The sequence below is a fragment of the Streptomyces sp. NPDC087422 genome, from assembly GCF_044744145.1.
Taxonomy (GTDB): Bacteria; Actinomycetota; Actinomycetes; order Streptomycetales; family Streptomycetaceae; genus Actinacidiphila.
On sequence record NZ_JBIUXT010000007.1, the window covers coordinates 339,793 to 361,857 of the forward strand.

Consider the following 22,065-nt stretch of genomic DNA (forward strand, 5'->3'; position numbering starts at 1 on the left):
TCCGCGACGACGGCTCACTCGTGTCGCTGGGCGCGCACCAGCACCTCCCCGGCGTCCGTCCGGTAGTAGAGCACCGACCGCCCCGCGCGACGGCGCCGGATCAGACCGGCGTCGAAGAGCACCTTCAGATGGCGGCCGACGGAGCCGAGTCCCTGGCCGGTGAGCGCGACCAGTTGGGTGGTGCTCTTGGGGGAGTCCAGGAGGACGAGGACGGCCGCGCGCCCCGGCCCGAGCAGCGCGCGCAGGGCGTCCGGCGCCGAGGGCCGGTCCGGCTCGGCCAGTACGCCCGCGCACGGGTAGATCACGGCGTAGCGGTGCGGCCGGTCCCAGGAGACCCAGCTGCGGCGCGGGGTGACCGGCACGAACAGCAGCCGCGCCCCGGAGATCTCGCGCGGCGGATTGTCGTACGCGTTGATCTGGAGCCGTCCCTCGCCCAGCCAGCGCATCCCCGGCCGCATGTCGTCCAGCGCCGCCGTCCAGCCGCCCTGGCTCAACTGCCGGGTGCGCGCCACGATGTCGGCCTCGAGAACGCGGCGCCGCCGTGGCCAGTACGGCAGGACCGTCTCCGTCCACACCCACCGCATCACATCCGCGGCCCGCCGGGGCACTTCGGCCTCGGGCAGCCAGGCGGGCAGCGGTCCGCCCAGCGATATCGCCAGGTCGGCGCGGGCGACGTCGGCCGGGGTCGTACGGATACGGTCCAGCTCCGCCTCGATCGACGGCTCGCCCTCGGCCCGCGGCGGGGGGATGAGGAAGTCCGCGATCCAGGTCGGCCGGAATCCGGCCCCGACGATCAGCGCGGCGACCGGGTCCTCGGCCAGGCGGCGCCGGTACGCGGACCGGTGGGCGCGCAGCCACGCGCTCTCGCCGGGGTGCGCGGCCGTGCCGCCCGCCAGGTCGAGCAGGCTCGCGACGGTCTCGGCCAGCGGGGAGACGACGAAACGGCCTCCCGCGAGGGTGTCCGCGTTGACCAGCCACCAGCCCATCGTTTCGCCTCCCCGCGAAACTCTAACGCCGGGCCGGCCGGGCCGCGGAGACTCCCCGTCCATGCGCACCTACCGAGAACTCTTCCGCGCCCCGGAGTTCACGCCGCTGTTCGCGACCGGCTCGCTGTCGACGGCCGCGTCCACGGTGAGCGGTCTCGCGCTGGGCACGCTGATCTACACGGCGACCGGCTCGCCGCTGCTGTCCGCCCTGGCGATGTTCGGCCCGGCGCTGGTCCAGGTCGTCGGCGCGACCACACTGCTGTCGGCCGCCGACCGGCTGCCGCCGCGCGCCGCGACGGCCGGGCTCGCCCTGCTCTTCGGCCTGTGCACCGCCGCCCAGGCCGTGCCGGGACTGCCCGTGTGGGCGGCCTTCGCCGTACTCCTCGGCGAGGGGCTGATCGCCTCACTGGGCGGCGGAGTGCGCTACGGGCTGCTCAACGAGATCCTTGAGCGCGACGGCTATCTGCTCGGCAGGTCCGTGCTCAACATGTCGGTCGGCGCCACGCAGATCTGCGGCTTCGCCGTCGGCGGGGTCCTGGTCACCGTGCTGTCCCCGCGCGGCACCCTGCTGGCCGGCGCCGCGCTCTACCTGGCCGCCGCGGCCGTCGCCCGGCTCGGCCTGAGCGGTCGCCCGCCGCGTACCGCGGGACGCCCCTCGGTCGCCGACACCTGGCGCACCAACGGCCTGCTCTGGTCGTCCGTGCCCCGCCGCTACGTCTACCTCGCCCTGTGGGTGCCCAACGGGCTCATCGTCGGCTGCGAATCCCTCTACGTCCCCTACGCGCCCCGGCACGCCGGGCTCCTCTTCGCCAGCGCGGCCCTCGGGATGCTCGCGGGCGACACCCTCACCGGCCGCTTCCTGCCCCGCCGTTGGCGCGAACGCCTCGGCGCCCCGCTGCGGCTGCTGCTCGCCGCCCCCTACCTCGCCTTCGCCCTCCACCCCGCCCTGCCGCTCGCCGTGACCGCCGTCGTCCTCGCCTCCGTCGGCTACTCCGCGAGCCTCCTCCTCCAGGAACGGCTCATGTCCCTCACCCCCGACGCCCTCAGCGGCCACGCCCTCGGCCTCCACTCCTCCGGCACGCTCACCCTCCAGGGCGTCGGCGCCACCCTGGCGGGCGCTGTCGCCCAGCGCACCTCACCCGCCACCGCCATGACCGTGATGGCGACCGCCTCCGTAGCCGTCACCCTCGCCCTGGCCCCCGGCCTGCGCCCGCTCCCCACCGCTGAAGGTCCGGCCCTCGGCGAGACCCCGGCGCGGAGCCCGTCCGCCTGACCGGGCCCGGCGGGAGCGCCGACCGGGAACGGGAGGGGGGGCTCGCCTAGGGTGGCTGTGAACCGGTGGGAAAGGGGCGGGGCGTGGGTCCGAGGAGCGGGGTGGCGCGGGCCGATGTCGTGGTGGTCGGGGGAGGCGGGAGCGGGGGGCCGTTGGCCGCGCGGCTGAGCGAGGACGCGGGGCGGACGGTGGCGCTGATCGAGGCGGGGCCCGCGCCGAGAACCTTCGCGCCGGAGTTGCTGGACGCGCGGCTCGTACCGGGGGCGTGGGCGCGGGGGGCGCCGCTGTGGCTGTATCCGGCGCGTCTGACACCCGAGCGTCCCCACACGATCGGCCGCGGCAGGATCCTGGGGGGCTCGACCACCGTCAACGGCGGGTATTTCGTACGGGCCCGGCGGGACGACTTCGACCGGTGGGCGGCGGCGGGCAACGACGCCTGGTCCTTCGACCGGATGCTGCCGTTCCTGCGCCGGATGGAGGCCGACCTGGACTACGGCGCGTCCGCCGTCCACGGCGCGGACGGCCCGGTCCGGGTGCGGCGGACCGCGCTCGACCACCCCGCCGCCGCGGCGTTCGGCGCGGCGGCCCGCGAGTCGGGGTTCCCGGCCGAGCCGGACAAGAACGACCAGGGCGCGCCCGGCTTCGGCCCGGTGCCGTCGAACGCGGTCGACGGCGTACGCGCCAACACCGCCGTCGGCTACCTCCAGGACGCGCTCGCGCGCCCCAACCTCACCGTCCTCGGCGACCGCACCGTCCGCCGAGTCCTGGTGGAGCACGGCCGCGCGGTCGGCGTGGAGACCGAACGCGACGGCGTACGGGAGACCGTCACGGCGGGTGAAGTCGTGCTGTGCGCGGGCGCTTTCGGGTCACCGCACCTGCTGGCGCTGTCCGGCATCGGCCCGCGCGCGGACCTCGAACGCCTCGGCATCCCCGTGCTGCGGGACGCCCCCGGCGTCGGCGGGTCGTTCAGCGACCACCCGCAGATCGTCGTGGAGTGGACCCCGGTACGCGACGTGCCCGCCGCCGACGGCGGTTGGCTCGGCGGCGCCCTCCACCTGGTGTCGAGCGGCGGCCCCGCGGCGGGCGACCTGGAGATCCTCCAGTCGCTCACGCCGATGGCGGCCCTGATCCGCGCCCGCACGTCGCTGCCCGGCGCGCCGCTGCCCTTCCTCGTCTCCGCGCAGGCCCCGCGACCGCGCGGACGCCTGCGGATCGTCTCCGCCGACCCCGCGGTGCCGCCGACCGTCGACTACGGCTATCTGCGGACGCCCGACGACCGGCGGCGGCTGCGCGAGGCCGTCAGGACGACCGCGGCACTGATCGCCGCACCCGCCTTCCGTACCGTCGTCGCGCCGGACTCGACGGCGGGGCCCGGCCACGAGACGCTGGCCGACGACGGCCTGCTCGACGCGTGGATCCGGGCCCGTATCGGCACCTCGGTGCACGCCTGCGCGAGCGCGCCCATGGGTCCGGCGGACGACCGGCACGCCGTGGTCGACCAGTACGGCAGGGTCCACGGGGTGCGGGGGCTGCGGGTCGCGGACACCTCGATCCTTCCGGCCGCTCCCCTGCGCGGTCCCGCGGCGACCGCCGTCCTGATCGGCGAGGTCGTCGCGGACGCGATCCGCCACGACCGCGCGTGAGCGTCAGCCCGAGGCACCCTTGCCGGACCCCAGGCGCGGGCGCAGCGCCGCTGTCGAGCGGCCCTTGAGCGCGGAGAGCCAGACGCCCGTGCCGTAGGCGAGGTCGTCCAGGCGGCGGGCGACGGCGTAGCGCAGGGGGTCGAGGCCGACCTCGCCCGGACGGTATTCGAGGGCGACGTCGGCGACCGACGCGACGGCGACCGCGCGCCGGATCCGGGGGGAGACCGCGCAGCCGACGGCGGCCAGCGGCCACCAGTGGCGGGTGAGCAGGGCGCCGGTCTGGGACAGGGCGCTGACCGCGCCGTTGGCGGTGAGCCGGGTGGCCAGCCGTACCGGGTGGTCGGCGCCCTTGAGTTTGCGGGCGATCCGTACGGTCGTGACCCCGCAGACGGCGCCCGCCACCGGCAGCGACCAGCGGCGCTGGGCCAGCAGCGCGAGGGACAGCGCGCCCGCCCAAGGGGCGAGGACGGCGGGGGCGATGAGTTCGGGGTGGCGCTCGGCCAGCGGATGCGCTCCCGTGCCGTACGCGGCCTTGCGGAGCATCCAGTCCGTGAACCGTACGCGGTGCTCGTGCTCGGCGCGGACCGACGGCTCGTACCGTACGCGCCAGCCGTCCTCGATCAGCCGCCAGCACAGGTCGACGTCCTCGCCGACCCGCATGGCCGCGTCGAAGCCGTCCGCCATCGCGTCCACCCGCGCCACGCTGCACGCGGTGGAGGCCCAGGAGACGGGGGTCCCCGGGCGTACGGCCGCCGGGTCCCGGCCGAGGTCGAGCGAGGACCTGGCGGCCTCGTACCGGCCGATCCAGCCGGTGGCCGCGGCGGTCGGCAGCCCGGTGATGCGCGGCACGGCCATGCCGACCTTGGGGTCGGTGAAGTGCCGGAGCAGGACGGAGACGGTCTCCGGGGGCAGCACGATGTCGGAGTCCACGAAGACCACATAGGGGGTGCGGACCAGCCGCAGCCCCGCGTTGCGGGCCGCGGCCGGGCCCATGTTCCGCTCCAGCACGACCAGTTGGGCGCCGTGCTTGGCGGCGGTGTCCTCGATGTCGTCGGCGTGCCGCGATCCGTCGTCCACGACGACGACGCGCTGGCCGGGGCCGATGCTGGTGAGCAGCCGGTCGAGTTGCGCCGCCCGCTCGTGGACGGGCACGACGAAGGTGTGCCGCGGGTCGGGATTCTGCGGCAGGTCGCGGGCGACCGGGTACGCCATGCCGTTGTCGAGCAGCCGGTCGGCGAGGACGCCGCTCGCCGCGTCCCGGACGCGCACCGTACGGTCGTCGGCCAGCAGCGGGCGGGCGCGGGGGGTCAGCCGGACGAGCCGGGTCGGGAAGCCGCCGAGCAGGGCACGGCCGCCGTCGATGACGCGGGTGTGGCGGTTGAGCGCGATCACGAAGCCGCCGGGCAGCCGCGCCGTCCCGCCGGGCGCGCCCGGACGGCTCCTGCCGTCCGGAGCGCCGGCGCCGCGCTTGCCGTCCGGCGCACCCGTACCGCCGTCGCCTTCGGGCGCGCTCCCCGCCGGTTCCGCGGTCATTCGGTCACCGTCCCGTCCACCGGTTCGGCGTCGACCAGTCGGCCGCGGGTGTCCGCGGACCCTTCGGCGATCAGCCGGGTGGCCGTGGTGACCATGTACGTCATCGCCTTCTTTCCCTCTTCGGCGGACGCCCCCGCCGGGTCGCCGAGGACCCCGGACGGCGAGACCGCCAGCACACCGCCCGCGACCAGGTCGGGCATGAGGTCCGCGAGCGGCCGGGTGTCCCCGGCGACGGCCTGCGCGGTCCGCACGTCCCCGGGCGCCAGGTGGAGCATGACCGAGGTCTCCCACCGTCCGGCGTGCGGATCCGCGTCGGGCGCCACGCACGGCACCCACGCGACGTGGTGACCCTCGGCGCGCAGCAGGACGACCGCCTCGGCGAGCGTGGCGACATTGCCGCCGTGCCCGTTGACGAAGACGATCCGCCCGGCCCACATCGCCAGTGACCGCACGGACTCCACGAGGACCGCCTTCAGGGCCTCGCGGCCGATCGAGACGGTGCCCGCGAAGCCCGCGTGCTCGCCGCTCGAACCGTAGGCCATGGTCGGCGCGACCAGGGTGCGCCACTCGGGCGGGGCCCCGGCCGCCACCCGCTCGGCGACCGCCCGCGCGATGGCGGCGTCGGTGCCCAGCGGCAGATGCGGCCCGTGCTGCTCGGTCGAGCCCAGCGGCACCAGGACCAGCGGCGCGAACGGGACCGTCGGCCAGACGGCGTGCGCCAGGTCGGAAGGGGCCGCGGGTCCTGCCGTGCTCCCGGGGCCCGCGCGGTTCGCGGGTGTCGACGGCATGTCAGCGGATCGGGTCCTTGGAGCGCGGCGCGGCCTCCGCGGCGCCCGCGCGGTCCGCGCGGCCGACGAGTCCGCCGCCGAGTGTCCTGGTGAAGCCGTCGGGGATCACCAGGTCGTCGGGGGACAGCTCGTGCACCGAGGAGTGGCCCAGGCCCAGCACCGCGGAGTCCAGGCCGCCGCGCATGATGTCCAGGACGTTCTCCACCCCGGCCTGGCCGTTGGCCGCGAGCCCCCACAGGTAGGCGCGGCCGATCAGCACCGCGCGGGCGCCGAGCGCCAGCGCCTTGGCGACGTCGCCGCCGCGCCGGATGCCGCCGTCGAGCACGACCTCGATCTGGTCGCCCACCGCCTCGGCGATCGACGGCAGCATCCGTATCGTGCCCGGTGTCGTGTCCAGGTTGTTGCCGCCGTGGTTGGACACCGAGATCCCGCTGACCCCGGCGTCGACCGCGCGCTTGGCGTCGTCCACCCGCGTCACGCCCTTGAGCAGGAACGGGCCGCCCCACTCCTCGCGCAGCCACTTCACGTCGTCCCAGGTGGGCGGTGCCGTCTGCATCCACTCGTAGTAGGCGCCGAAGAAGGTGGGCGCCGCGCCGCCCGGCGGGCGGAGGTTGGGCGCGGTGAGGTCGGGGAGCCGACGGGATTTGAGGAACCGCATCAGCCAGGCCGGGTGCGGCGCCACGTTCGGCGCGAACTTCAGCATCGTCTTGAAGTCCAGCTTCTCCGGGATCGAAGGACTGCCCCAGTCGCGCCCGTTGGAGAAGGACCAGTCGAGCGTGGAGATCAGCGCCTTGGCCCCGGCGGCCCTGGCCCGGTCCATCCGCTGCACCATCGACTCGCGGGTGCCGGTCCAGTACATCTGGAAGAAGGTGTTCTCGTTCGCCTCGGCGACCTCCTCGACCGGCTTGCTGGCGAAGGAGCTGAGCCCCATGATCACGCCCCGGTTCGCGGCGGCCCGCGCGACGGCCACCTCGCCGTCCGGGTGCACGGCCTGCACACCGGTCGGCGAGATCACCACGGGCATCGACGTCGGGATCCCCAGCACCGTCGTCGACAGGTCGCGCTCGGCGTGATGGCCCACCACCCGCGGCGCGAAGCCCAGTTCGGCGAACGCCTCGATGTTGTCATCGACGGTCCGGCCGCGCTCCGAGCCCGCGACCAGGGCTCCGTAGACCGAACTCGGTAGTTGCTTCTTTGCCCGGCGCTGCGCCTCGGCGACGGTCTCGAACCAGGGATTCCTGCTCATTGCGTGTTCCTCTTCGTCTCGGAGCCGGTCCTTCGGGGCCGGTCCATGTCCGTGAGCGTCAGGTGCCGCCCGTGCGCCGCTGAGGCGCGGGTCAGCCGCTCCTCACGTGCCCCGGGCGAACGTGCCTCCACGCGCCGTTCATGTGCGGAAGACCTCCCTGAGAGCCGGTGCGATGTCGTGGTGGGTGCGGATGCGGTGAAAGGTGCCGTGCCCGGCCCTGGCCAGTTCCGCGCCCAATTCGACGTCCTTCTCACCGCTCGTGTCGAGCAGCACGTCCAGCCGCGGCAGCCGGGCCGCCGCCGGGCGCGGGTCCGGCCCCGCGTTGTGGACGCAGTCCGACAGCAGCAGCACCCGCGCGCCGCGCCGCGGCACCGACGCCAGCCGGGCGGCGGCGAGTTCCAGCGGGAAGGCCACATTGGTCAGGCCCCTGGCCGGGATGCGCAGCATCGCGTCCAGCAGCTCCATCGGCCTGACCGGGTCGCCCAGTTCGAGCAGGACCGCCGCGTCCGACCAGAAGGCGACGACGGCCAGTGCCTCGGACTCCAGCTCGGCCGCGAGCGCGCCCACGGTCGCCGCCGCGGTACGTACCCGCTCGCCCTTCATCGACCCCGACAGGTCCACCGCGAGCACGACGGAGCGGGGCGCGCGGACCCGCTCGAAGACGAAGACGTCCTCGTCGTCGGGGACCGGCCGCTCCGCCAGCCGTTCCAGCGTCGGATCCAGGTCGATGTCGCTGCCCCGCTGCCGGTACGGGAGGCTGGCCAGCCGCCCCGAAGCGGCCGGCCGTCCGCCGCGCGCCCGCTTCGGCTTCGGCAGGGACAGCCGCGCGGCGATCTCGCGGGCCCGCGCCCGCACCGCGGGGTCCACCGGCTCGGTGTCGTCCGGGCCGCTGAGCAGCTCCCCCCGCTCGTCGGTGAAGTCGGCCGCCGAGCGGGTCGGCCGCGGGCGCGCGGGACCGGCGCCGCGCGAGCGGGCGCGCAGCACCGTGCCTCCCGTGCCCGCCACCGCTTCGAACACCTTCGGCTCCTCGTCGAGTGTCTTGGGGATACGGCGCAGCGGTCGCCGCGACCGGTCCGTGGACGCCGGTTCGCGCCGCCGTACGGGCGAGTCGGCCTCCACCGCTCTTCATCCGGGCTCCGCCCGCGCCGGATCCAGCACGAAGCGGTCCTCCCAGATCTCCCGCAGGACGCGTTCCGCGGTGGTCTCCGCCGCGTCGTCCAGCCGGATCCGGCCGGACAGCGAGACCGTCATCGCGTCGTAGAAGCTCTCCGGGTAGCGGTCGTCGTCCGGTCCGCTCAGGCCGCGCATCGTCATCAGGCCGTCGGCGACCAGCGCGCAGTCGATCGCGCCCCGCACGCTGCTGCCCTGACGCAGATCCGGGTGCGCGCGGGTGGCCCGGGTCACCGCGACGGCGTCGGGCACGATCCGGTCCGCGAGCGGACCGGACAGCGCGGCGCGCAGCGTGACGATGTCCTCCTCCGCGGCGGCGTCCTGGTAGCCGACCACGATCCGGTTGAGCCGGTCGCTGACGCCCGCCGACAGCCGGGTGGTGCCGATGTCGTCACTGGGGTTCATCGAGGCGATGACCCGGAACGACGGCTCGGCGGTGACCAGGCCGACCCTGGGCACCTCGACCGCGCGGTCGGCCATCGCCGACAGCAGGGTGTTGAGGGTGTCCTCGGGGGCGCGGTTGAACTCCTCGATGTAGAGGAACCCGCCGGTGCGCATCGCCTGGACCAGCGGCCCCGCCACGAAGTTGTCGGCGCTGTAGTCCTCCCGCAGCACCCGCGCGGGATTGTGGTGCCCGACCAGCTTGGCCGGGGTCAGATCGGCGTTGCCCTCCACGAACACCAGCGGGATGCCCCACTCCTCGGTGATCGCCTTGAGCATGGTGGTCTTGCTGGTGCCGGGCGGGCCCTCCAGGACGAGATCCCGCCCGGCGCCGACGGTCGCGAGCGCGAGTTCCAGCTCGCGCTCGCGGCCGACGATGCGCGAGGCGATCCGCTCCCCGGCCGCCGCGACGCCGGAGCCGGCCCCGGCGTCCCGTACCGTCCGCAGTGTGGTCATCGTTCGCGCTCCCTACGCTCGACGTGGCTGACAGACCCGCTACTTGGCCGTCTGGCCCGCGTCGATCGGCAGGGTGACGCCGGTGACGTACCGCGCCTCGTCCGAGGCCAGCCACAGCACCGCGTTGGAGATGTCGACCGGCTCGACCCACGGGATCGGCAGCGCGTTCATCGAACCGAAGCGCGGGCCGAGATTCTCCTTGGTCCGCTCGGCCACCGGCAGGTCGGACGCGAACAGCTCGTACGTCGCCGAATTCTGGATCATCGGGGTGTCGACCGACGTGGGGTGCACGCTGTTGACCCGGATGCTGTCCGGGGCCAACTCCAGCGCCAGCGTGCGCATCAGGCCGACGACACCGTGCTTGGCGGCGACGTAGTGCCCGATGTTCTCCATCGCCATCAGCCCGGCCGTCGAGCTGGTCAGCACGATCGAACCGCCGTTGCCACCCGCCTTGATGTGCGGGATCGCCGCCTTCGCGGTGTGCCACACACCGGTGAGATTGACGTCGATCATGTCCTGGAACACCTGCTCGTCCAGCTCCGACATGGTGCCGAAGCTGAAGATGCCCGCGTTCGCCGAGACGATGTCGAGCCGTCCGAGCTGCGCGACCCCGGTGTCCACGGCTGCCTTCAGCGCCTCGAAGTCACGGACGTCCGCCTGTGCGGCGACGATCCGCCGGTCCAGCTTCTCCACCTCGCGTACGGTCTCCGCGAGGTCGTCGGGCGTCGCCATCGGGTACGGCACCGAGTCGATCTGCGACACGACGTCGACGGCGATGATGTCCGCGCCCTCCTGCGCCAGGCGTATCGCGTGGCTGCGGCCCTGACCACGGGCGGCCCCGGTGACGAGTGCGACCTTTCCCTCTACACGCCCCATTGCGTGTTCACCTCTTTCTCTTTCGATGACGCTGTCGTTCTGCGAACCCCCGTGAACCCCCGCTGATCCCGTGAGCCGTGTCGCGTTCTGCCGCGAACCGCCTGGCTCGCGGCTCTACTTGAGGAAGTTGCCGCCGTCGACGGGCAGCGTGACCCCGGTGACGTACCGGCCCTCGTCCGAGGCCAGCCACAGCAGGGCGTTGGAGATGTCCACCGGCTCCACCCACGGGATGGGCAGCGCGATGACGGACCGCGAGACCTCGGCGAAGTCCTCCGCGGTCGGGTGCTCCAGGTCGGGACGGAACAGCTTGTAGGTCATCTCGTTCTGGATCATGGCCGTGTCGACCTGGGTCGGATGGATGCTGTTGACCCGGATGCTGTCCGGGGCCAACTCCAGCGCGAGCGTGCGCATCAGGCCGACGACGCCGTGCTTGGCGGCCACGTAGTGACCCGCGTGCGGATACGCGCGCAGGCCCGCCTCCGAGCTGGTCAGGATGATCGAGCCGCCGTGCCCGCCGGCCTTGAGGTGCGGGATCGCCGCCTTCGCGGTCTTCCACACGCCCGTCAGATTGATGTCGATGACATCGCGCCAGCGCTGGGCGTCCAGTACGTCGAGGGTGTCGGGTATGACGCCGATCCCGGCGTTCGCCGCGACGATGTCGAGCCGTCCGAGCTGCGCCACACCGTCGTCCACGGCGGCCTTCAACGCCCCGAAGTCACGGACGTCCGCCTTCGTGGCCACGATCCGGCGGTCCAGCTTCTCCACCTGCCGTACGGTCTCGGCCAGGTCCTCGTCGGTGGCGCCCGGGTAACCGGCGCTCGGCACGTCCTCGCAGATGTCCACCGCGATGATGTCCGCGCCCTCCTGCGCCAGCCGCACCGCGTGGCTGCGGCCCTGACCGCGCGCGGCTCCGGTGATGAATGCGACCTTTCCTTCTACACGCCCCATTGCGTGCACCTTTCGTTACGGGTTGATTACTGTGAGTGATGTCCCCGAGGTGTGCGGAATCGATACGGTGGCCGGGCTCCGTGACCGGAGCCGGCGGCCGGGCCGGTGGGGCGGTCCCGGAGTGCTCAGACCGGACGGAAGCCGGCGAGCGGATCCTCCGCGCAGTCGCTGACGGGCGGCCGGTCCAGATCCTCACGACGGGTGAGGGTCAGCGGGACCGGTCCCCGGCGCGGTGCGGGGGAAGTACGGTGTGAGTGGTCGACGGACGACTTCGGGACGGGTGTGTGCTGCGTACGGTTCGCGAGCAGTTCCTCGCCGTAGCCCTGCACGCACTCCGGGTCCGGCCCGTCCAGCGGCAGGCCGGTGAAGAACTTGGCCGCCATGCACCCGCCCTTGCAGGTGTCGAAGAACTGGCAGGAGGCGCAGGCGCCGCCCGACTGGGGCTCGCGCAGGCCGCGGAACAGCTCGGACTCGCGCCATACCTCGGTGAAGCCGCCGGGCTGCCGGATGTTCCCGGCCAGGAACTCCTCGTGGATCGCGAACGGGCAGGCGTAGACGTCCCCGACCGGGTCGATCAGGCACACCACGCGTCCGGCGCCGCACAGATTCAGGCCGGGCAGCGCCTGCCCGTAGGCGGACAGGTGGAAGAACGAGTCACCGGTCAGCACGCTGTCGCCGTGCGCCACCAGCCAGTCGTACAGCTCGCGCTGCTGGTCACGCGTCGGGTGCAGCTCGTCCCAGACGTCGGCGCCGCGCCCGGACGGGCGCAGCCGGGTCAGCCGGAGCTGGGCCCCGTACCGGTCGGCGATGGCCTTGAACTCGTCCATCTGGGGGATGTTGTGCCGGGTGCACACCACGGACAGCTTGAAGTTCCTCATCCCGGCGGCGGACAGATTCGCCATGGCGCGCAGCGCGGTGTCGTACGAACCGGGGCCGCGGACCGCGTCGTTGACCTCGGCGGTCGCGCCGTCGAGGGAGATCTGCACGTCGACGTAGGAGTTCTCGGCCAGCCGGGCCGCGACCTCCGGGGTGATCCGGACGCCGTTGGTGGAGAACTTCACGCCCACGTGGTGGGCGGTGGCGTAGTCGACCAACTGCCAGAAGTCGGGGCGGACCGTGGGCTCGCCGCCGCCGATGTTGACGTAGAAGACCTGCATGCGTTCCAGCTCGTCGATCACCGCCTCGGCCTCGGCCGTGGTGAGTTCGCGCGGATCGCGGCGGCCGGAGCTGGACAGGCAGTGCGTGCAGGACAGATTGCAGGCGTAGGTCAGCTCCCAGGTCAGGCAGATGGGCGCGTCGAGTCCGTACTCGAACAGGTCCACCAGCCGTTCGGCGCCGGGAGCGCGGGCGGGGGCATCCGTGGTCGTCGTGGTCATGGGGCTCACGGGGTCCTTTCCACCACCATCGACGACCTGGCGAGGGTCGCGAGGGCGCGGCCGTACCGCGGCACGTCGGCTTCGGTGACCCCGGCCGCCGAGCAGGCGGCCCGTGCCGTGGGGGAGTCCTTGAGGGACTGGACGACCGACAGCAGTCGCCGGTCCTTGAGGAACGAGAGTTTGCGCGTTCCGAAGTGGTACAGCAGGGCGCCGAACGGTTCCGGCCGGACCGAGACCTGCGGGTGCAGATCCCAGGGGCGGTCGAGATCCATGCCGGGCGCCGGGTCCGGGGCGTTCACCGGACGGTCCGTGCCGCTCATGGCGGGGCGGCTCAGTAGACGCCGCACATGCCGTCGATCGAGACCTCTTCGACCAGGTCGTCGGCCTCGATCACGGAATCCGCGGTGACATCCTCGTCGGCGGCACGCGGCTCGCCGGGCTCCTTGAGCTGAAGCTCTTCCATACCATGGCTCCTCAGTCGGGCGATGGTCGCAGGCGGGGTTGTTGTCGTCCGCCGTGCCTTCAATAATGTTCAGACTAATGGCACCCGGTGCCAAATGGAAGAAGGAAAATCCGTGAGGTCCCCAGCCGACGCTCCGAAACCGCCGTCGACCAGCACTCGCATGGGGCGTCAGCCCTCCACGACGGTGGACGAGCTGAGCCATGTGGCGCTGGAGCTGTTCGCCGAGCGCGGCTTCGCCGAGACGACGGTGGACGACATCGCCGCCGCCTGCGGCATCGGCCGCCGGACGTTCTTCCGCTACTTCCCGTCCAAGAACGACGTGCCCTGGGGCGACTTCGACGCGCTGGTGGAACGGATGCGCCGCTACCTCCAGCGCACCCCGCCGGACATGGCGCTGGCCGAGGCGCTGCGCGGCGCCATCGTGGAGTTCAACCGCTTCCCGGCCAGCGTCGTCCAGGACCACCGGCTGCGGATGTCCCTGCTGCTGAACGTGCCGACGCTGGTCGCGCACTCCACGCTGCGGTACGCCACCTGGCGGCAGGCCATCGCCGAGTACGCGGCCCGCAGGCTCGGGGTGGACGAGGACGACATGCGGCCGCAGGTGATCGCCTGGGCGGCGCTGGCCGCCTCGCTGTCGGCCTACGAGCAGTGGCTCAAGGACGAGGACGCGGATCTGCCGGCCCTGCTGGGCTCGGCCTTCGACATCCTCGGCGAGACCTTCTCCGGCGAGGGGCGCTGAGCCGCGCTGCGGGCAAGGGCGTTGTGCCGGGCTCGGGTCCAGGGGGTCGAGCCCGGCTCCCGGCGAAGGGCGCTGAGTCGGGCCTCGATCGCGGGTGTTGAGCATGCCCTCGGCCAGCCGCGGTGCGCCTGGCCGCCGTTGGCGTGAGCGCACCGCAAGGTCGGGCGCCCGCGACGGGTACGTCAGGCGCCGACGTACGCCGCGAGGTGTTCCCCGGTGAGGGTCGAGGCGTCCGCGACCAGGTCGGCGGGGGTGCCCTCGAAGACGACCCGGCCGCCGTGGTGACCCGCGCCGGGGCCCAGGTCGATGATCCAGTCGGCGTGCGCCATCACCGCCTGATGGTGCTCGATGACGACGACGGACTTGCCGGAGTCGACCAACCGGTCCAGCAGGCCCAGCAGTTGCTCCACATCGGCGAGGTGCAGGCCGGTGGTCGGCTCGTCCAGCACATACACACCGCCCTTGTCCGACATGTGCGTGGCCAGCTTCAGCCGCTGCCGCTCGCCACCGGACAGCGTGGTGAGCGGCTGGCCGATGCCCAGATAGCCCAGGCCCACATCGGCCAGGCGCCGCAGGACGGCGTGCGCCGCGGGGGTGTGCGCCTCGCCGCCGCCGAAGAACTCCTCGGCCTCGGCCACCGACATCGCCAGCACCTCGCTGATGTCGCGCCCGCCGAAGCGGTAGTCGAGCACCGACGCCTCGAACCGCTTCCCCTCGCACTCCTCGCACGTGGTCGCGACCCCGGCCATCATCCCCAGGTCGGTGTAGACGACGCCCGCCCCGTTGCACGTCGGGCACGCGCCCTCGGAGTTGGCGCTGAACAGCGCGGGCTTCACCCCGTTGGCCTTCGCGAACGCCTTGCGGATCGGGTCGAGCAGCCCGGTGTACGTCGCCGGGTTGGAGCGCCGCGAGCCGCGGATCGCGCCCTGGTCGATCGACACCACCGCCGTACCGTCGGCGCCCTTGACCTGCGCGCCCTTGACCAGCGAGCCGTGGATGAGCGAGCTCTTGCCGGAGCCCGCGACACCGGTCACGACGACCAGCACGCCGAGGGGGACATCGACGTCGACACCGCGCAGATTGTTCGTGGTCGCGCCGCGGATCTCCAGCGCGCCGGCCGGTTCGCGGACCGTCTTCTTGAGCGAGGACCGGTCGTCGAAGTGCCGCCCGGTGAGGGTGCCGCTGGTCCGCAGCCCGTCGAGGCCGCCCTCGAAGCAGACCGCGCCGCCCGCCGTACCGGCGCCGGGCCCCAGGTCGACCACATGGTCGGCGATGGCGATCGTCTCCGGCTTGTGCTCCACGACGAGCACCGTGTTGCCCTTGTCCCGCAGCCGCAGCAGCAGGTCGTTCATCCGCTGGATGTCGTGCGGGTGCAGACCGGCGGTCGGCTCGTCGAAGACGTACGTGATGTCGGTGAGCGCCGACCCGAGGTGCCGGATCATCTTCACGCGCTGCGCCTCGCCGCCGGACAGCGTGCCCGCGGGCCGGTCGAGCGCGAGATAGCCGAGGCCGATCTCCACGAACGAGTCGAGGGTCCGGAGCAGCGCGGTCAGCAGCGGGGCGACCGAGGGCTCCTTCAGCTCGCGGACCCACTCGGCCAGGTCACTGATCTGCATCGCGCAGGCGTCGGCGATGCTGATCCGCTTGATCTTCGAGGACCTGGCGCCCTCGCTGAGCCGGGTGCCGTCGCACTCGGGGCAGGTGGCGAAGGCGACCGCCCGCTCCACGAACGCCCGGATGTGCGGCTGCATCGCCTCCTTGTCCTTGGAGAGCATCGACTTCTGGATCCGGGGGATCAGCCCCTCGTACGTCATGTTGATGCCCGCGATCTTCATCCGCGTCGGCTCGCGGTGCAGGAAGTCGTGCAGCTCCCTCTTGGTGTACTTGCGGATCGGCTTGTCCGGGTCGACGAAGCCGGACTCCTTGTACAGCCGCATGTTCCAGCCGTCCGAGCCGTAGCCGGGGATGGTGATGGCGCCTTCGGAGAGCGACTTCGTGTCGTCGTAGAGCTGTGCGAGGTCGATGTCGGAGACCGTGCCCCGGCCCTCGCAGCGCGTGCACATGCCGCCGGTCCGGTGGAAGGTCGCCTTCACCGCCGTCTTCGAGCCGCGCTCCACGGTGATCGCGCCGCTCGCGCTGACCGAGGGGACGTTGAACGCGTACGCGCCGGGCGGGCCGATGTGGGGCGTGCCGAGGCGGCTGAAGAGGATCCGCAGCATCGCGTTCGCGTCGGTGGCGGTGCCGACCGTCGACCGCGGGTCGGCGCCCATCCGCTGCTGGTCGACGGTGATCACCGTGGTCAGCCCGTCCAGCACGTCGACGTCGGGGCGTGCCGTGGTCGGCATGAAGCCCTGCACGAAGGCGCTGTAGGTCTCATTGATCAGCCGCTGCGACTCGGCGGCGATCGTGCTGAACACCAGCGAGCTCTTGCCGGAACCGGAGACCCCCGTGAACACCGTCAGACGGCGCTTGGGGATCTCGATGCTGATGTCTTTCAGATTGTTCACCCGCGCGCCGTGCACACGGATCAGGTCGTGGCTGTCGGCCGGACGCACCGCGGACGCCCGGGTCGTCCCGGCGCTTTCGGCGGCCTCGTCCGCGCCGGCGGGTGCGGCGGTCCTGGCAGGCTTGGCGGTTTTGGCGGTCCTGGCGGTCTTGGTGGTTGCCGCGGCTGTCGGCCTGGCCGTCTTCTTCGCCGTGCTCATCGTCTCTCCATGACGTCAGGTCGACCGGCGGGCGTCGTCACCCGGCGCGTGGCCGGACTCGCGCGGGTCGGCGGTCATCGGTCCTGGAGGATACCGAGGACATTGCCGTCGGGGTCGGTGACGGTGGCCACCAGCCGGCCGCCGCCCACGTCCGACGCCGCGTCCTTCACGGTGGCGCCCGCGGCGGTCAGCTCGGCCAGCTTCGCCTCGATGTCCGACACCTCCCAGTACACCACCGGGGACGTCAGACCCTGCGGGCCGCCGCCCGGCACCAGCCCGATGTGCTGGTCCCCGGTCTCGAAGCCCACGTAGTACGACTCGTCGGTCTGCGGCTCGATGCCGAGCAGCGCCGAGTACACCGCCTTCGCCTTCGGCAGGTCGGACACGGGGTGCAGCACGGTCTTGATGCCCTGGGTGGTGGTGCCGGTCATGATCGCTCCTGTGGTCGCGGGCCGCATGGACCCGGTGTTTCCGTGTCGAGTTCCCCAGACGTTCTGGGGCTCGGCGTCCATGCGATTCACGCTACGGGCGGGCGCCGGAATTCGCTTCTCCATTCCTGACCGGTCCCGCGCCGCCCTCGCGACCGGCCCCTTCCCGCCGGTGCCCTCGGCCCGGTGGTCGGTGCCCGGTGGCCGGGGTCCCGCGCCCGGTGTGCTCAGGCGCGGGCGGTGGGGGACATCTCCCAGGGCGCCTGCGGCAGCACCTCACCGGTTTCGAGCAGCGACTTGAGGTTGGCCAGCACGGCGGGCCAGCCCCGCGAGATGCCGTTGAACATGTCCGTATTGGCCAGCTTCTCGTGGGTCACGGTCAGCCGCACGATGTCCTGGTGCGGCTCGACGAGGAAGGTGACCTCCGACGGCTCGCGCGGCGGCTCCTTGCCGACGGAGTCCTCGAAGGTGAGGACCAGGCGCGTGGGCGGCTCGGCCTCCCGCACCTGGCCGACGGCGTCCACGGCGCCCGAGCCGTCGGCGCGGCGGTGCTCCCAGGCCGAGCCCGGCCGCCAGTCCGAGACGTTGGCGTGTCCCCAGTACCGCGCGGTCAGATCGGCGTCGGTGAGGGCACGCCACACCTGCTCGGGCGTCGCCCGGATGTAGGTGACGTAGACATAGGTCGGTACGAATACGGATTCGTCGGTCATGGCGTACTCCTCTGCCAGGTTCTTGATGGTGCTCAGGGCCCGCAGCCGGGGCTTGTCGAACCCCGAGATCCAGCGTTCCTCGATGTCGTGGATGGGCGCCGGATTCAGGTAATGCAGCCGCTCCCGCCCACGGCGCACCACGGTCACGAGATTGGCCTGCCCGAGCAGGTCGAGATGCTGCGTCACCGACTGGCGGGCCATGCCGAGACGCCCGCACAGCTCACGCAGCGTCTGACCGTTCTGTTCCCGCAGCCGGTCCAGCAGGAGTCGCCTGGTCGGGTCGGCCAGTGCTTTGAAGACCGGGTCCATCTCGCTCGGTTCTGGGCTCACCTCTCCATTATGCAGGTATCTGCCTGCCTGTTGTCAACGACGCAGGTCAGGGGCGAGGTCGGTGACGAGGGCAGTGGCGCGGGCCAGTGACGTGGGCCCGATGGCTCAGCTCGGGAGTCGGCCCGGCGGCACCGTCCACGGGCGCCGGGCACCACGCTGTCGGGGCAGGGACGAGGGCGCGTCCCCGTCAGTCGTCGGATTCGTCGGCGACCGACGAGACGCTCAGCAATTCCTCGAACTCGGACAGGCCCGCGACCAGGTGTTCGGGGCTGCCGGTGCCCTCGACGTCGACCGCGACCAGGGCGGTGCCGCCCTCGGTGGGGTGCCAGTTCTCGTCGTCGGGGTGCTGGGCGGCGCGGTCGACGCGGACCTGGACGACGCGGAAGCCCTGGGTGGCGGTGTATTCGAGGACGCGGGTGAGGACGCCGGTGCCGATCCGGTACGCGAGGTGGATGCGGGTGCGCTCGGGGGTGGCGAGGACCGGGACCCGGCGGGTGAGCCACGGGTAGCCCTGGACGACCAGGAAGTGCGCGAGGGTGACTCCTATGGCCAGCAGCGGGAGACCGCCGCCGCAGGCCATGCCGACCGCGCAGGTGAGCCAGACCGTCGCCGCGGTGGTGAGGCCGCGGACGGCGTCACGCCGTACGAAGATCAGGCCGCCGCCGATGAAGCCGATGCCCGAGACGATCTGGGCGGCCACCCGCGACGGGTCGAAGGAGACGGCCTGCATGCCCAGCACGGCGTTGAACCCGTGCTGGGACACCTCCATGAACAGCGCGCTGCCGACACCGACGAGGGTGTGGGTGCGCAGTCCCGCGCTCTTCTGCTGCGTGGCGCGCTCGGCGCCGATCAGGGTGGACAGCAGCAGGGCGAGGCCCAACTCGGCGAACTGCCTGGCCCCTTGGCCCGCACCGGGATCGAAAAGCGGCAGAGCGAACGAAATATGCTGCATGAGGAGATCCTGCCACTGGCCACGGCGGCGGCGCGGAACCGGCTCTCCCACGCCCGGTTGGGCGGATCAGCGCATCAACCGATGAGCGCGTAACGGGACGGGCGGCCTGTGGAGCCCGCGCCGCGAGCGACTGCCCAGCTCCGGACGGCGGTTCGGGTTACGGCGTCAGGACGATCCGGCCGAACACCTCGCCCGCGTCCATCTTCCGGTGCGCCAGCGCGGCCTGCTCCAGCGGCAGCACCTCGTGCACCGCGAGAGGCAGCTCACCGCGGCTCGCGGCGGCGAACTGCGCGGTACGCACGGCGGTCAGATCCGCCGCGGCCACGGTGTCGGTGCTGAAGGTGGCGAACGACAGGGACTTCTGGAAGGCCGCGATCATCGCCATGCCGAAGTCGGCGGGCGGCGGCCCGCCGACCACGCCCACGGCCACCATGCGGCCGTTCGGCCGGAGCCGGCCGAAGAAGGACGGCAGGTCCGCGCCCGCGACGATGTCGATGATGACGTCGTATCCCCCGGGAGCGTCGTCGGAAGTGTCGTCGGCACCGGAACCGCTGCCCATGGTGTCGCCCGAGCGGTCCAGCACACGCGTCGCGCCGAGTGCGCGCAGCCGCTCGCCCCGCTCGGCCGACGATGTCGTGACCGCCACCGCGGCGGCGCCCGCGCGGGACGCCAGATGGACCGTCATGATCCCGATGCTGCCCGCCGCGCCGCGCACCAGCACCGACTCGCCGGGGGCGAAGCGGGCGTGGGCCAGCGCGAAATGGGCCACCGCGCCCGAGTTGCCGAGTGTCACCGCGTCCACCGCCGACAGGCCGTCGGGCAGCGCGAGGACCGCCTCGACCGGGACGGCCGCCTGCTCGGCGTAACCGCCGCTGAGCCCGGTGAACGCCCACACGCGCCGCCCGATCCACGACGTGTCGACGCCGTCGCCGACCGCGGTCACCGTACCGGCCGCCTCGCTGCCGAGGATGTGCCCCTCCTTGAAGCCGTACGAGGCCAGCGTGCCCCTGCGGATCACGGCGTCCACGCCGCCGACACCGCTCGCCTCGACGCCGATCAGTACCTGCCCGGCGGCGGGCGCCGGGGCGGGGAGGTCGACGACCGCCATGCCCTCGGGGCCGCCGAACGTCTCGATCGCGACTGCCTTCACCGTCTGCTCCCTGCGCTGGTCCACGGCCGGTCCCGGCCCTCGTGGTCCGCGCCCGTCCGGAACCCGGCGGCCCGCGGACCTGGTGCTTCGGACGGTAACGGACGCCGCCGTCCGTTTGGCTAAAGTGAGAGCGTGACCGACGAATTGCCTCACACCCTGCGCTCCGACGCCCTCGACAACCGCGAGCGCATCCTCGAGGCGGCCCGCGAGGTGTTCGCGACCGAGGGGCTGAATGTGCCGATGCGGGAGATCGCCTGGCGCGCCGGAGTCGGCCCCGCCACCCTCTACCGCCGCTTCCCGACCAAGGAGACGCTGGTCACCGAGGCGTTCACCGGTCAGTTGCGGGCCTGCCACGACATCGTGGACGAAGGGCTCGCCGACCCGGATCCCTGGCGCGGCCTCTGCCTGGTGATCGAGAGGATCTGCGAGCTGCACGCCCGCGACCGCGGCTTCACCGCGGCCTTCATGTCGACGTTCCCGCACGCCGTCGACTTCGACGCGGGCCGCGAGTACGCGCTGAAGGCGGTCGCGGAACTGGCCGCCCGCGCCAAGTCCACCGGCCGCCTGCGCCCCGACTTCGTGCTGGACGACCTGATCCTCGTCCTCATGGCCAACAGCGGCATCCACGCGCCGTCACCCGCGGCCCGCGTCGCGGCCTCCCGGCGCTTCGCCGCCTTCGCGATCCAGGCGTTTCGGGCGTCCCCGCAGCACGCGCCGCTCCCGCCCGCGGCGCGGCTGTCACCCGTACCGCCGGTCATCCCCGTGGCGCCCGCCCGTACGCCGACCGCCGCGCCCCGCCGCTAGAAGGTCCGTCCCGGCAGAAGCTCCGGCCCGCGTACGTCAGCCGGTAGCGGTCAGTCGGTCGCGGTCGGCCGGTGTACGCGATGGCGGCCGATCGGGAGGATCAGCGGGGTCCGCGAGACCTCGTCGGTGACGATGCGGCACTCCATGCCGAAGATGTCGCGGACGGTGTCCTCGGTGACGACCTCCGAGGGCGGGCCCTCCGCGGCGATCCGGCCGTCCCTCATCGCGATGAGGTGATCGCCGTACCGGCAGGCGAGGTTGAGGTCGTGGAGGACCGTGACGACGGTGGCGCCGCGCTGCCGGTTGAGGTCGGTGACCAGGTCGAGGACCTCGACCTGGTGGGGGAGGTCGAGATACGTGGTCGGCTCGTCGAGGAGCAGGACGCCCGTGCGCTGGGCGAGGGCGACGGCGATCCACACGCGCTGCCGCTGGCCGCCGGACAGTTCGTCCACCGAGCGCTCGGCCAGGTCGAGGGTGTCGGTGGCGGTCAGGGCCTCGGCGACGGCCTCGTCGTCGGTGGCCGTCCAGCGCCGGAACCAACCCTGGTGCGGATAGCGTCCGCGCCCGACCAGGTCGATGACGCGGATGCCGTCCGGCGCGACCGGGGTCTGCGGAAGGATGCCGAGCCGGGCGGCGACCTGACGGGTGGGCAGGCGGTGGATGTCCTGTCCGTCGAGCAGGACCTCGCCCGAGGTCGGAGCGAGCAGCCGGGCGAGGCCGCGCAGCAGGGTGGACTTGCCGCAGGCGTTGGGGCCGACGATCATCGTCACCCGCCCGGCGGGGATGTCGGCGGTGATGCCGGTGACCACGGGCCGCTGGTCGTAGCCTAGCCGCAGGTCACGGGCGGCGAGCGTGCTGGGCGCGTCCACCGCGCCCTTCCCGTACGTCTCGGCCCGCGTGTCGCCCTCCCGCTTCCCGTTCGCCTCGGCCTCCCGCTTCCCGTACGTGTCGCCCCCGCTGCCGTACGCCTCCGCCGCGCCGGATACGCCGTCCGTCGCGGCGGCCGGCCGCGCGGGCGCGCCCTGCTCTGTCGTGTCCGTCATCGCGC

At 72.8% G+C, this 22,065-nt stretch carries 21 protein-coding genes; 4 read left to right on the plus strand and 17 right to left on the minus strand.

Going from position 1 to position 22,065, the window contains the following annotated elements; translation table 11 throughout:
* Nucleotides 1-14: 14 nt before the first annotated feature.
* The gene (locus ACIO6U_RS24095; RefSeq protein WP_391045001.1) at nt 15-986 is read right to left on the minus strand and encodes an ArsR family transcriptional regulator; all 972 of its coding nucleotides are present in this window, start codon (nt 984-986) and stop codon (nt 15-17) included.
* 61 nt (nt 987-1,047) lie between these two features.
* On the opposite strand from ACIO6U_RS24095, the gene ACIO6U_RS24100 reads away from it, so the two are divergent.
* Complete coding sequence (locus ACIO6U_RS24100; RefSeq protein WP_401722063.1) at nt 1,048-2,259, plus strand: MFS transporter; 1,212 nt, start codon at nt 1,048-1,050, stop codon at nt 2,257-2,259.
* An 83-nt stretch (nt 2,260-2,342) separates the two neighbouring features.
* Nucleotides 2,343-3,902 carry a mycofactocin system GMC family oxidoreductase MftG gene (gene mftG / locus ACIO6U_RS24105; protein ID WP_401722066.1) on the plus strand — a complete coding sequence of 520 codons (1,560 nt, stop codon included), beginning with the start codon at nt 2,343-2,345 and terminating at the stop codon, nt 3,900-3,902.
* 3 nt (nt 3,903-3,905) lie between these two features.
* On the opposite strand, the gene mftF is transcribed toward mftG, so the two are convergent.
* From mftF to mftA, 10 genes are all read right to left on the minus strand, one after another.
* On the minus strand, nt 3,906-5,435 hold the full coding sequence (mftF, locus tag ACIO6U_RS24110) for a mycofactocin biosynthesis glycosyltransferase MftF (protein ID WP_401722069.1): 1,530 nt from the start codon (nt 5,433-5,435) through the stop codon (nt 3,906-3,908).
* Nucleotides 5,432-6,223 carry a mycofactocin biosynthesis peptidyl-dipeptidase MftE gene (gene mftE, locus ACIO6U_RS24115; RefSeq protein WP_401722071.1) on the minus strand — a complete coding sequence of 264 codons (792 nt, stop codon included), beginning with the start codon at nt 6,221-6,223 and terminating at the stop codon, nt 5,432-5,434. Before mftE ends, mftF begins: the two co-directional genes overlap by 4 nt.
* A 1-nt stretch (nt 6,224) precedes the next feature.
* Nucleotides 6,225-7,469 carry a pre-mycofactocin synthase MftD gene (gene mftD / locus ACIO6U_RS24120; RefSeq protein WP_401722074.1) on the minus strand — a complete coding sequence of 415 codons (1,245 nt, stop codon included), beginning with the start codon at nt 7,467-7,469 and terminating at the stop codon, nt 6,225-6,227.
* Between the two features lie 138 nt (nt 7,470-7,607).
* Nucleotides 7,608-8,588, minus strand: a complete 981-nt coding sequence (locus ACIO6U_RS24125; protein WP_401312736.1) for a VWA domain-containing protein — start codon at nt 8,586-8,588, stop codon at nt 7,608-7,610.
* Between the two features lie 6 nt (nt 8,589-8,594).
* A complete protein-coding gene (locus tag ACIO6U_RS24130; protein ID WP_355340964.1) occupies nt 8,595-9,536 on the minus strand; it encodes a MoxR family ATPase in 942 nt (313 codons plus the stop codon).
* 39 nt (nt 9,537-9,575) lie between these two features.
* The gene (locus ACIO6U_RS24135) at nt 9,576-10,412 is read right to left on the minus strand and encodes a mycofactocin-coupled SDR family oxidoreductase (RefSeq protein WP_401312733.1); all 837 of its coding nucleotides are present in this window, start codon (nt 10,410-10,412) and stop codon (nt 9,576-9,578) included.
* A gap of 114 nt (nt 10,413-10,526) precedes the next feature.
* Entirely contained in the window at nt 10,527-11,360 is an 834-nt protein-coding gene (locus tag ACIO6U_RS24140) for a mycofactocin-coupled SDR family oxidoreductase (protein ID WP_401722077.1), read from the minus strand.
* Nucleotides 11,361-11,485: 125 nt separating this feature from the next.
* Entirely contained in the window at nt 11,486-12,736 is a 1,251-nt protein-coding gene (gene mftC, locus ACIO6U_RS24145) for a mycofactocin radical SAM maturase (RefSeq protein WP_401722080.1), read from the minus strand.
* 5 nt (nt 12,737-12,741) lie between these two features.
* A complete protein-coding gene (mftB, locus tag ACIO6U_RS24150) occupies nt 12,742-13,056 on the minus strand; it encodes a mycofactocin biosynthesis chaperone MftB (protein WP_391044977.1) in 315 nt (104 codons plus the stop codon).
* A gap of 11 nt (nt 13,057-13,067) precedes the next feature.
* On the minus strand, nt 13,068-13,199 hold the full coding sequence (gene mftA / locus ACIO6U_RS24155) for a mycofactocin precursor MftA (RefSeq protein WP_188281158.1): 132 nt from the start codon (nt 13,197-13,199) through the stop codon (nt 13,068-13,070).
* Between the two features lie 160 nt (nt 13,200-13,359).
* On the opposite strand from mftA, the gene mftR reads away from it, so the two are divergent.
* Nucleotides 13,360-13,938, plus strand: a complete 579-nt coding sequence (gene mftR, locus ACIO6U_RS24160; RefSeq protein ID WP_355340949.1) for a mycofactocin system transcriptional regulator — start codon at nt 13,360-13,362, stop codon at nt 13,936-13,938.
* A 182-nt stretch (nt 13,939-14,120) separates the two neighbouring features.
* Here the strand turns inward: mftR and ACIO6U_RS24165 are convergent, their stop codons facing one another.
* The 5 genes from ACIO6U_RS24165 to ACIO6U_RS24185 all read right to left on the minus strand — a co-directional run bounded on the left by ACIO6U_RS24165 (nt 14,121) and on the right by ACIO6U_RS24185 (nt 20,213).
* On the minus strand, nt 14,121-16,643 hold the full coding sequence (locus ACIO6U_RS24165) for an ATP-binding cassette domain-containing protein (RefSeq protein ID WP_401722085.1): 2,523 nt from the start codon (nt 16,641-16,643) through the stop codon (nt 14,121-14,123).
* A 74-nt stretch (nt 16,644-16,717) separates the two neighbouring features.
* Nucleotides 16,718-17,074 (minus strand): VOC family protein, encoded by a 357-nt coding sequence (locus tag ACIO6U_RS24170; RefSeq protein ID WP_391045635.1) that lies wholly within the window; start codon nt 17,072-17,074, stop codon nt 16,718-16,720.
* A 224-nt stretch (nt 17,075-17,298) separates the two neighbouring features.
* Nucleotides 17,299-18,090 (minus strand): ArsR/SmtB family transcription factor, encoded by a 792-nt coding sequence (locus ACIO6U_RS24175; RefSeq protein WP_401722262.1) that lies wholly within the window; start codon nt 18,088-18,090, stop codon nt 17,299-17,301.
* Between the two features lie 208 nt (nt 18,091-18,298).
* Entirely contained in the window at nt 18,299-19,063 is a 765-nt protein-coding gene (locus ACIO6U_RS24180; protein WP_355340942.1) for an MgtC/SapB family protein, read from the minus strand.
* A 157-nt stretch (nt 19,064-19,220) separates the two neighbouring features.
* Nucleotides 19,221-20,213, minus strand: a complete 993-nt coding sequence (locus ACIO6U_RS24185) for a zinc-binding dehydrogenase (protein ID WP_401722090.1) — start codon at nt 20,211-20,213, stop codon at nt 19,221-19,223.
* A gap of 132 nt (nt 20,214-20,345) precedes the next feature.
* Here ACIO6U_RS24185 and ACIO6U_RS24190 point away from each other — a divergent pair, with 132 nt between their 5' ends.
* Nucleotides 20,346-21,017, plus strand: a complete 672-nt coding sequence (locus ACIO6U_RS24190) for a TetR/AcrR family transcriptional regulator (protein ID WP_401722093.1) — start codon at nt 20,346-20,348, stop codon at nt 21,015-21,017.
* Between the two features lie 50 nt (nt 21,018-21,067).
* Here the strand turns inward: ACIO6U_RS24190 and ACIO6U_RS24195 are convergent, their stop codons facing one another.
* Nucleotides 21,068-21,886: an ABC transporter ATP-binding protein gene (locus ACIO6U_RS24195; protein ID WP_401722264.1), complete on the minus strand. Its 819-nt coding sequence runs from the start codon at nt 21,884-21,886 to the stop codon at nt 21,068-21,070.
* Nucleotides 21,887-22,065: the final 179 nt, after the last annotated feature.

Excerpts from the sequence above, each read along its gene's own strand:
- ACIO6U_RS24095 (WP_391045001.1), bottom strand. The coding sequence starts at position 986 with ATGGGCTGGTGGCTGGTCAACGCGGACACCCTCGCGGGAGGCCGTTTC.
- ACIO6U_RS24100 (WP_401722063.1), top strand. The coding sequence starts at position 1,048 with ATGCGCACCTACCGAGAACTCTTCCGCGCCCCGGAGTTCACGCCGCTG.
- mftF (WP_401722069.1), bottom strand. The coding sequence starts at position 5,435 with ATGACCGCGGAACCGGCGGGGAGCGCGCCCGAAGGCGACGGCGGTACG.
- mftE (WP_401722071.1), bottom strand. The coding sequence starts at position 6,223 with ATGCCGTCGACACCCGCGAACCGCGCGGGCCCCGGGAGCACGGCAGGA.
- mftD (WP_401722074.1), bottom strand. The coding sequence starts at position 7,469 with ATGAGCAGGAATCCCTGGTTCGAGACCGTCGCCGAGGCGCAGCGCCGG.
- ACIO6U_RS24130 (WP_355340964.1), bottom strand. The coding sequence starts at position 9,536 with ATGACCACACTGCGGACGGTACGGGACGCCGGGGCCGGCTCCGGCGTC.
- ACIO6U_RS24135 (WP_401312733.1), bottom strand. The coding sequence starts at position 10,412 with ATGGGGCGTGTAGAGGGAAAGGTCGCACTCGTCACCGGGGCCGCCCGT.
- ACIO6U_RS24140 (WP_401722077.1), bottom strand. The coding sequence starts at position 11,360 with ATGGGGCGTGTAGAAGGAAAGGTCGCATTCATCACCGGAGCCGCGCGC.
- mftC (WP_401722080.1), bottom strand. The coding sequence starts at position 12,736 with ATGACCACGACGACCACGGATGCCCCCGCCCGCGCTCCCGGCGCCGAA.
- mftB (WP_391044977.1), bottom strand. The coding sequence starts at position 13,056 with ATGAGCGGCACGGACCGTCCGGTGAACGCCCCGGACCCGGCGCCCGGC.
- mftA (WP_188281158.1), bottom strand. The coding sequence starts at position 13,199 with ATGGAAGAGCTTCAGCTCAAGGAGCCCGGCGAGCCGCGTGCCGCCGAC.
- mftR (WP_355340949.1), top strand. The coding sequence starts at position 13,360 with ATGGGGCGTCAGCCCTCCACGACGGTGGACGAGCTGAGCCATGTGGCG.
- ACIO6U_RS24165 (WP_401722085.1), bottom strand. The coding sequence starts at position 16,643 with ATGAGCACGGCGAAGAAGACGGCCAGGCCGACAGCCGCGGCAACCACC.
- ACIO6U_RS24170 (WP_391045635.1), bottom strand. The coding sequence starts at position 17,074 with ATGACCGGCACCACCACCCAGGGCATCAAGACCGTGCTGCACCCCGTG.
- ACIO6U_RS24175 (WP_401722262.1), bottom strand. The coding sequence starts at position 18,090 with ATGGACCCGGTCTTCAAAGCACTGGCCGACCCGACCAGGCGACTCCTG.
- ACIO6U_RS24180 (WP_355340942.1), bottom strand. The coding sequence starts at position 19,063 with ATGCAGCATATTTCGTTCGCTCTGCCGCTTTTCGATCCCGGTGCGGGC.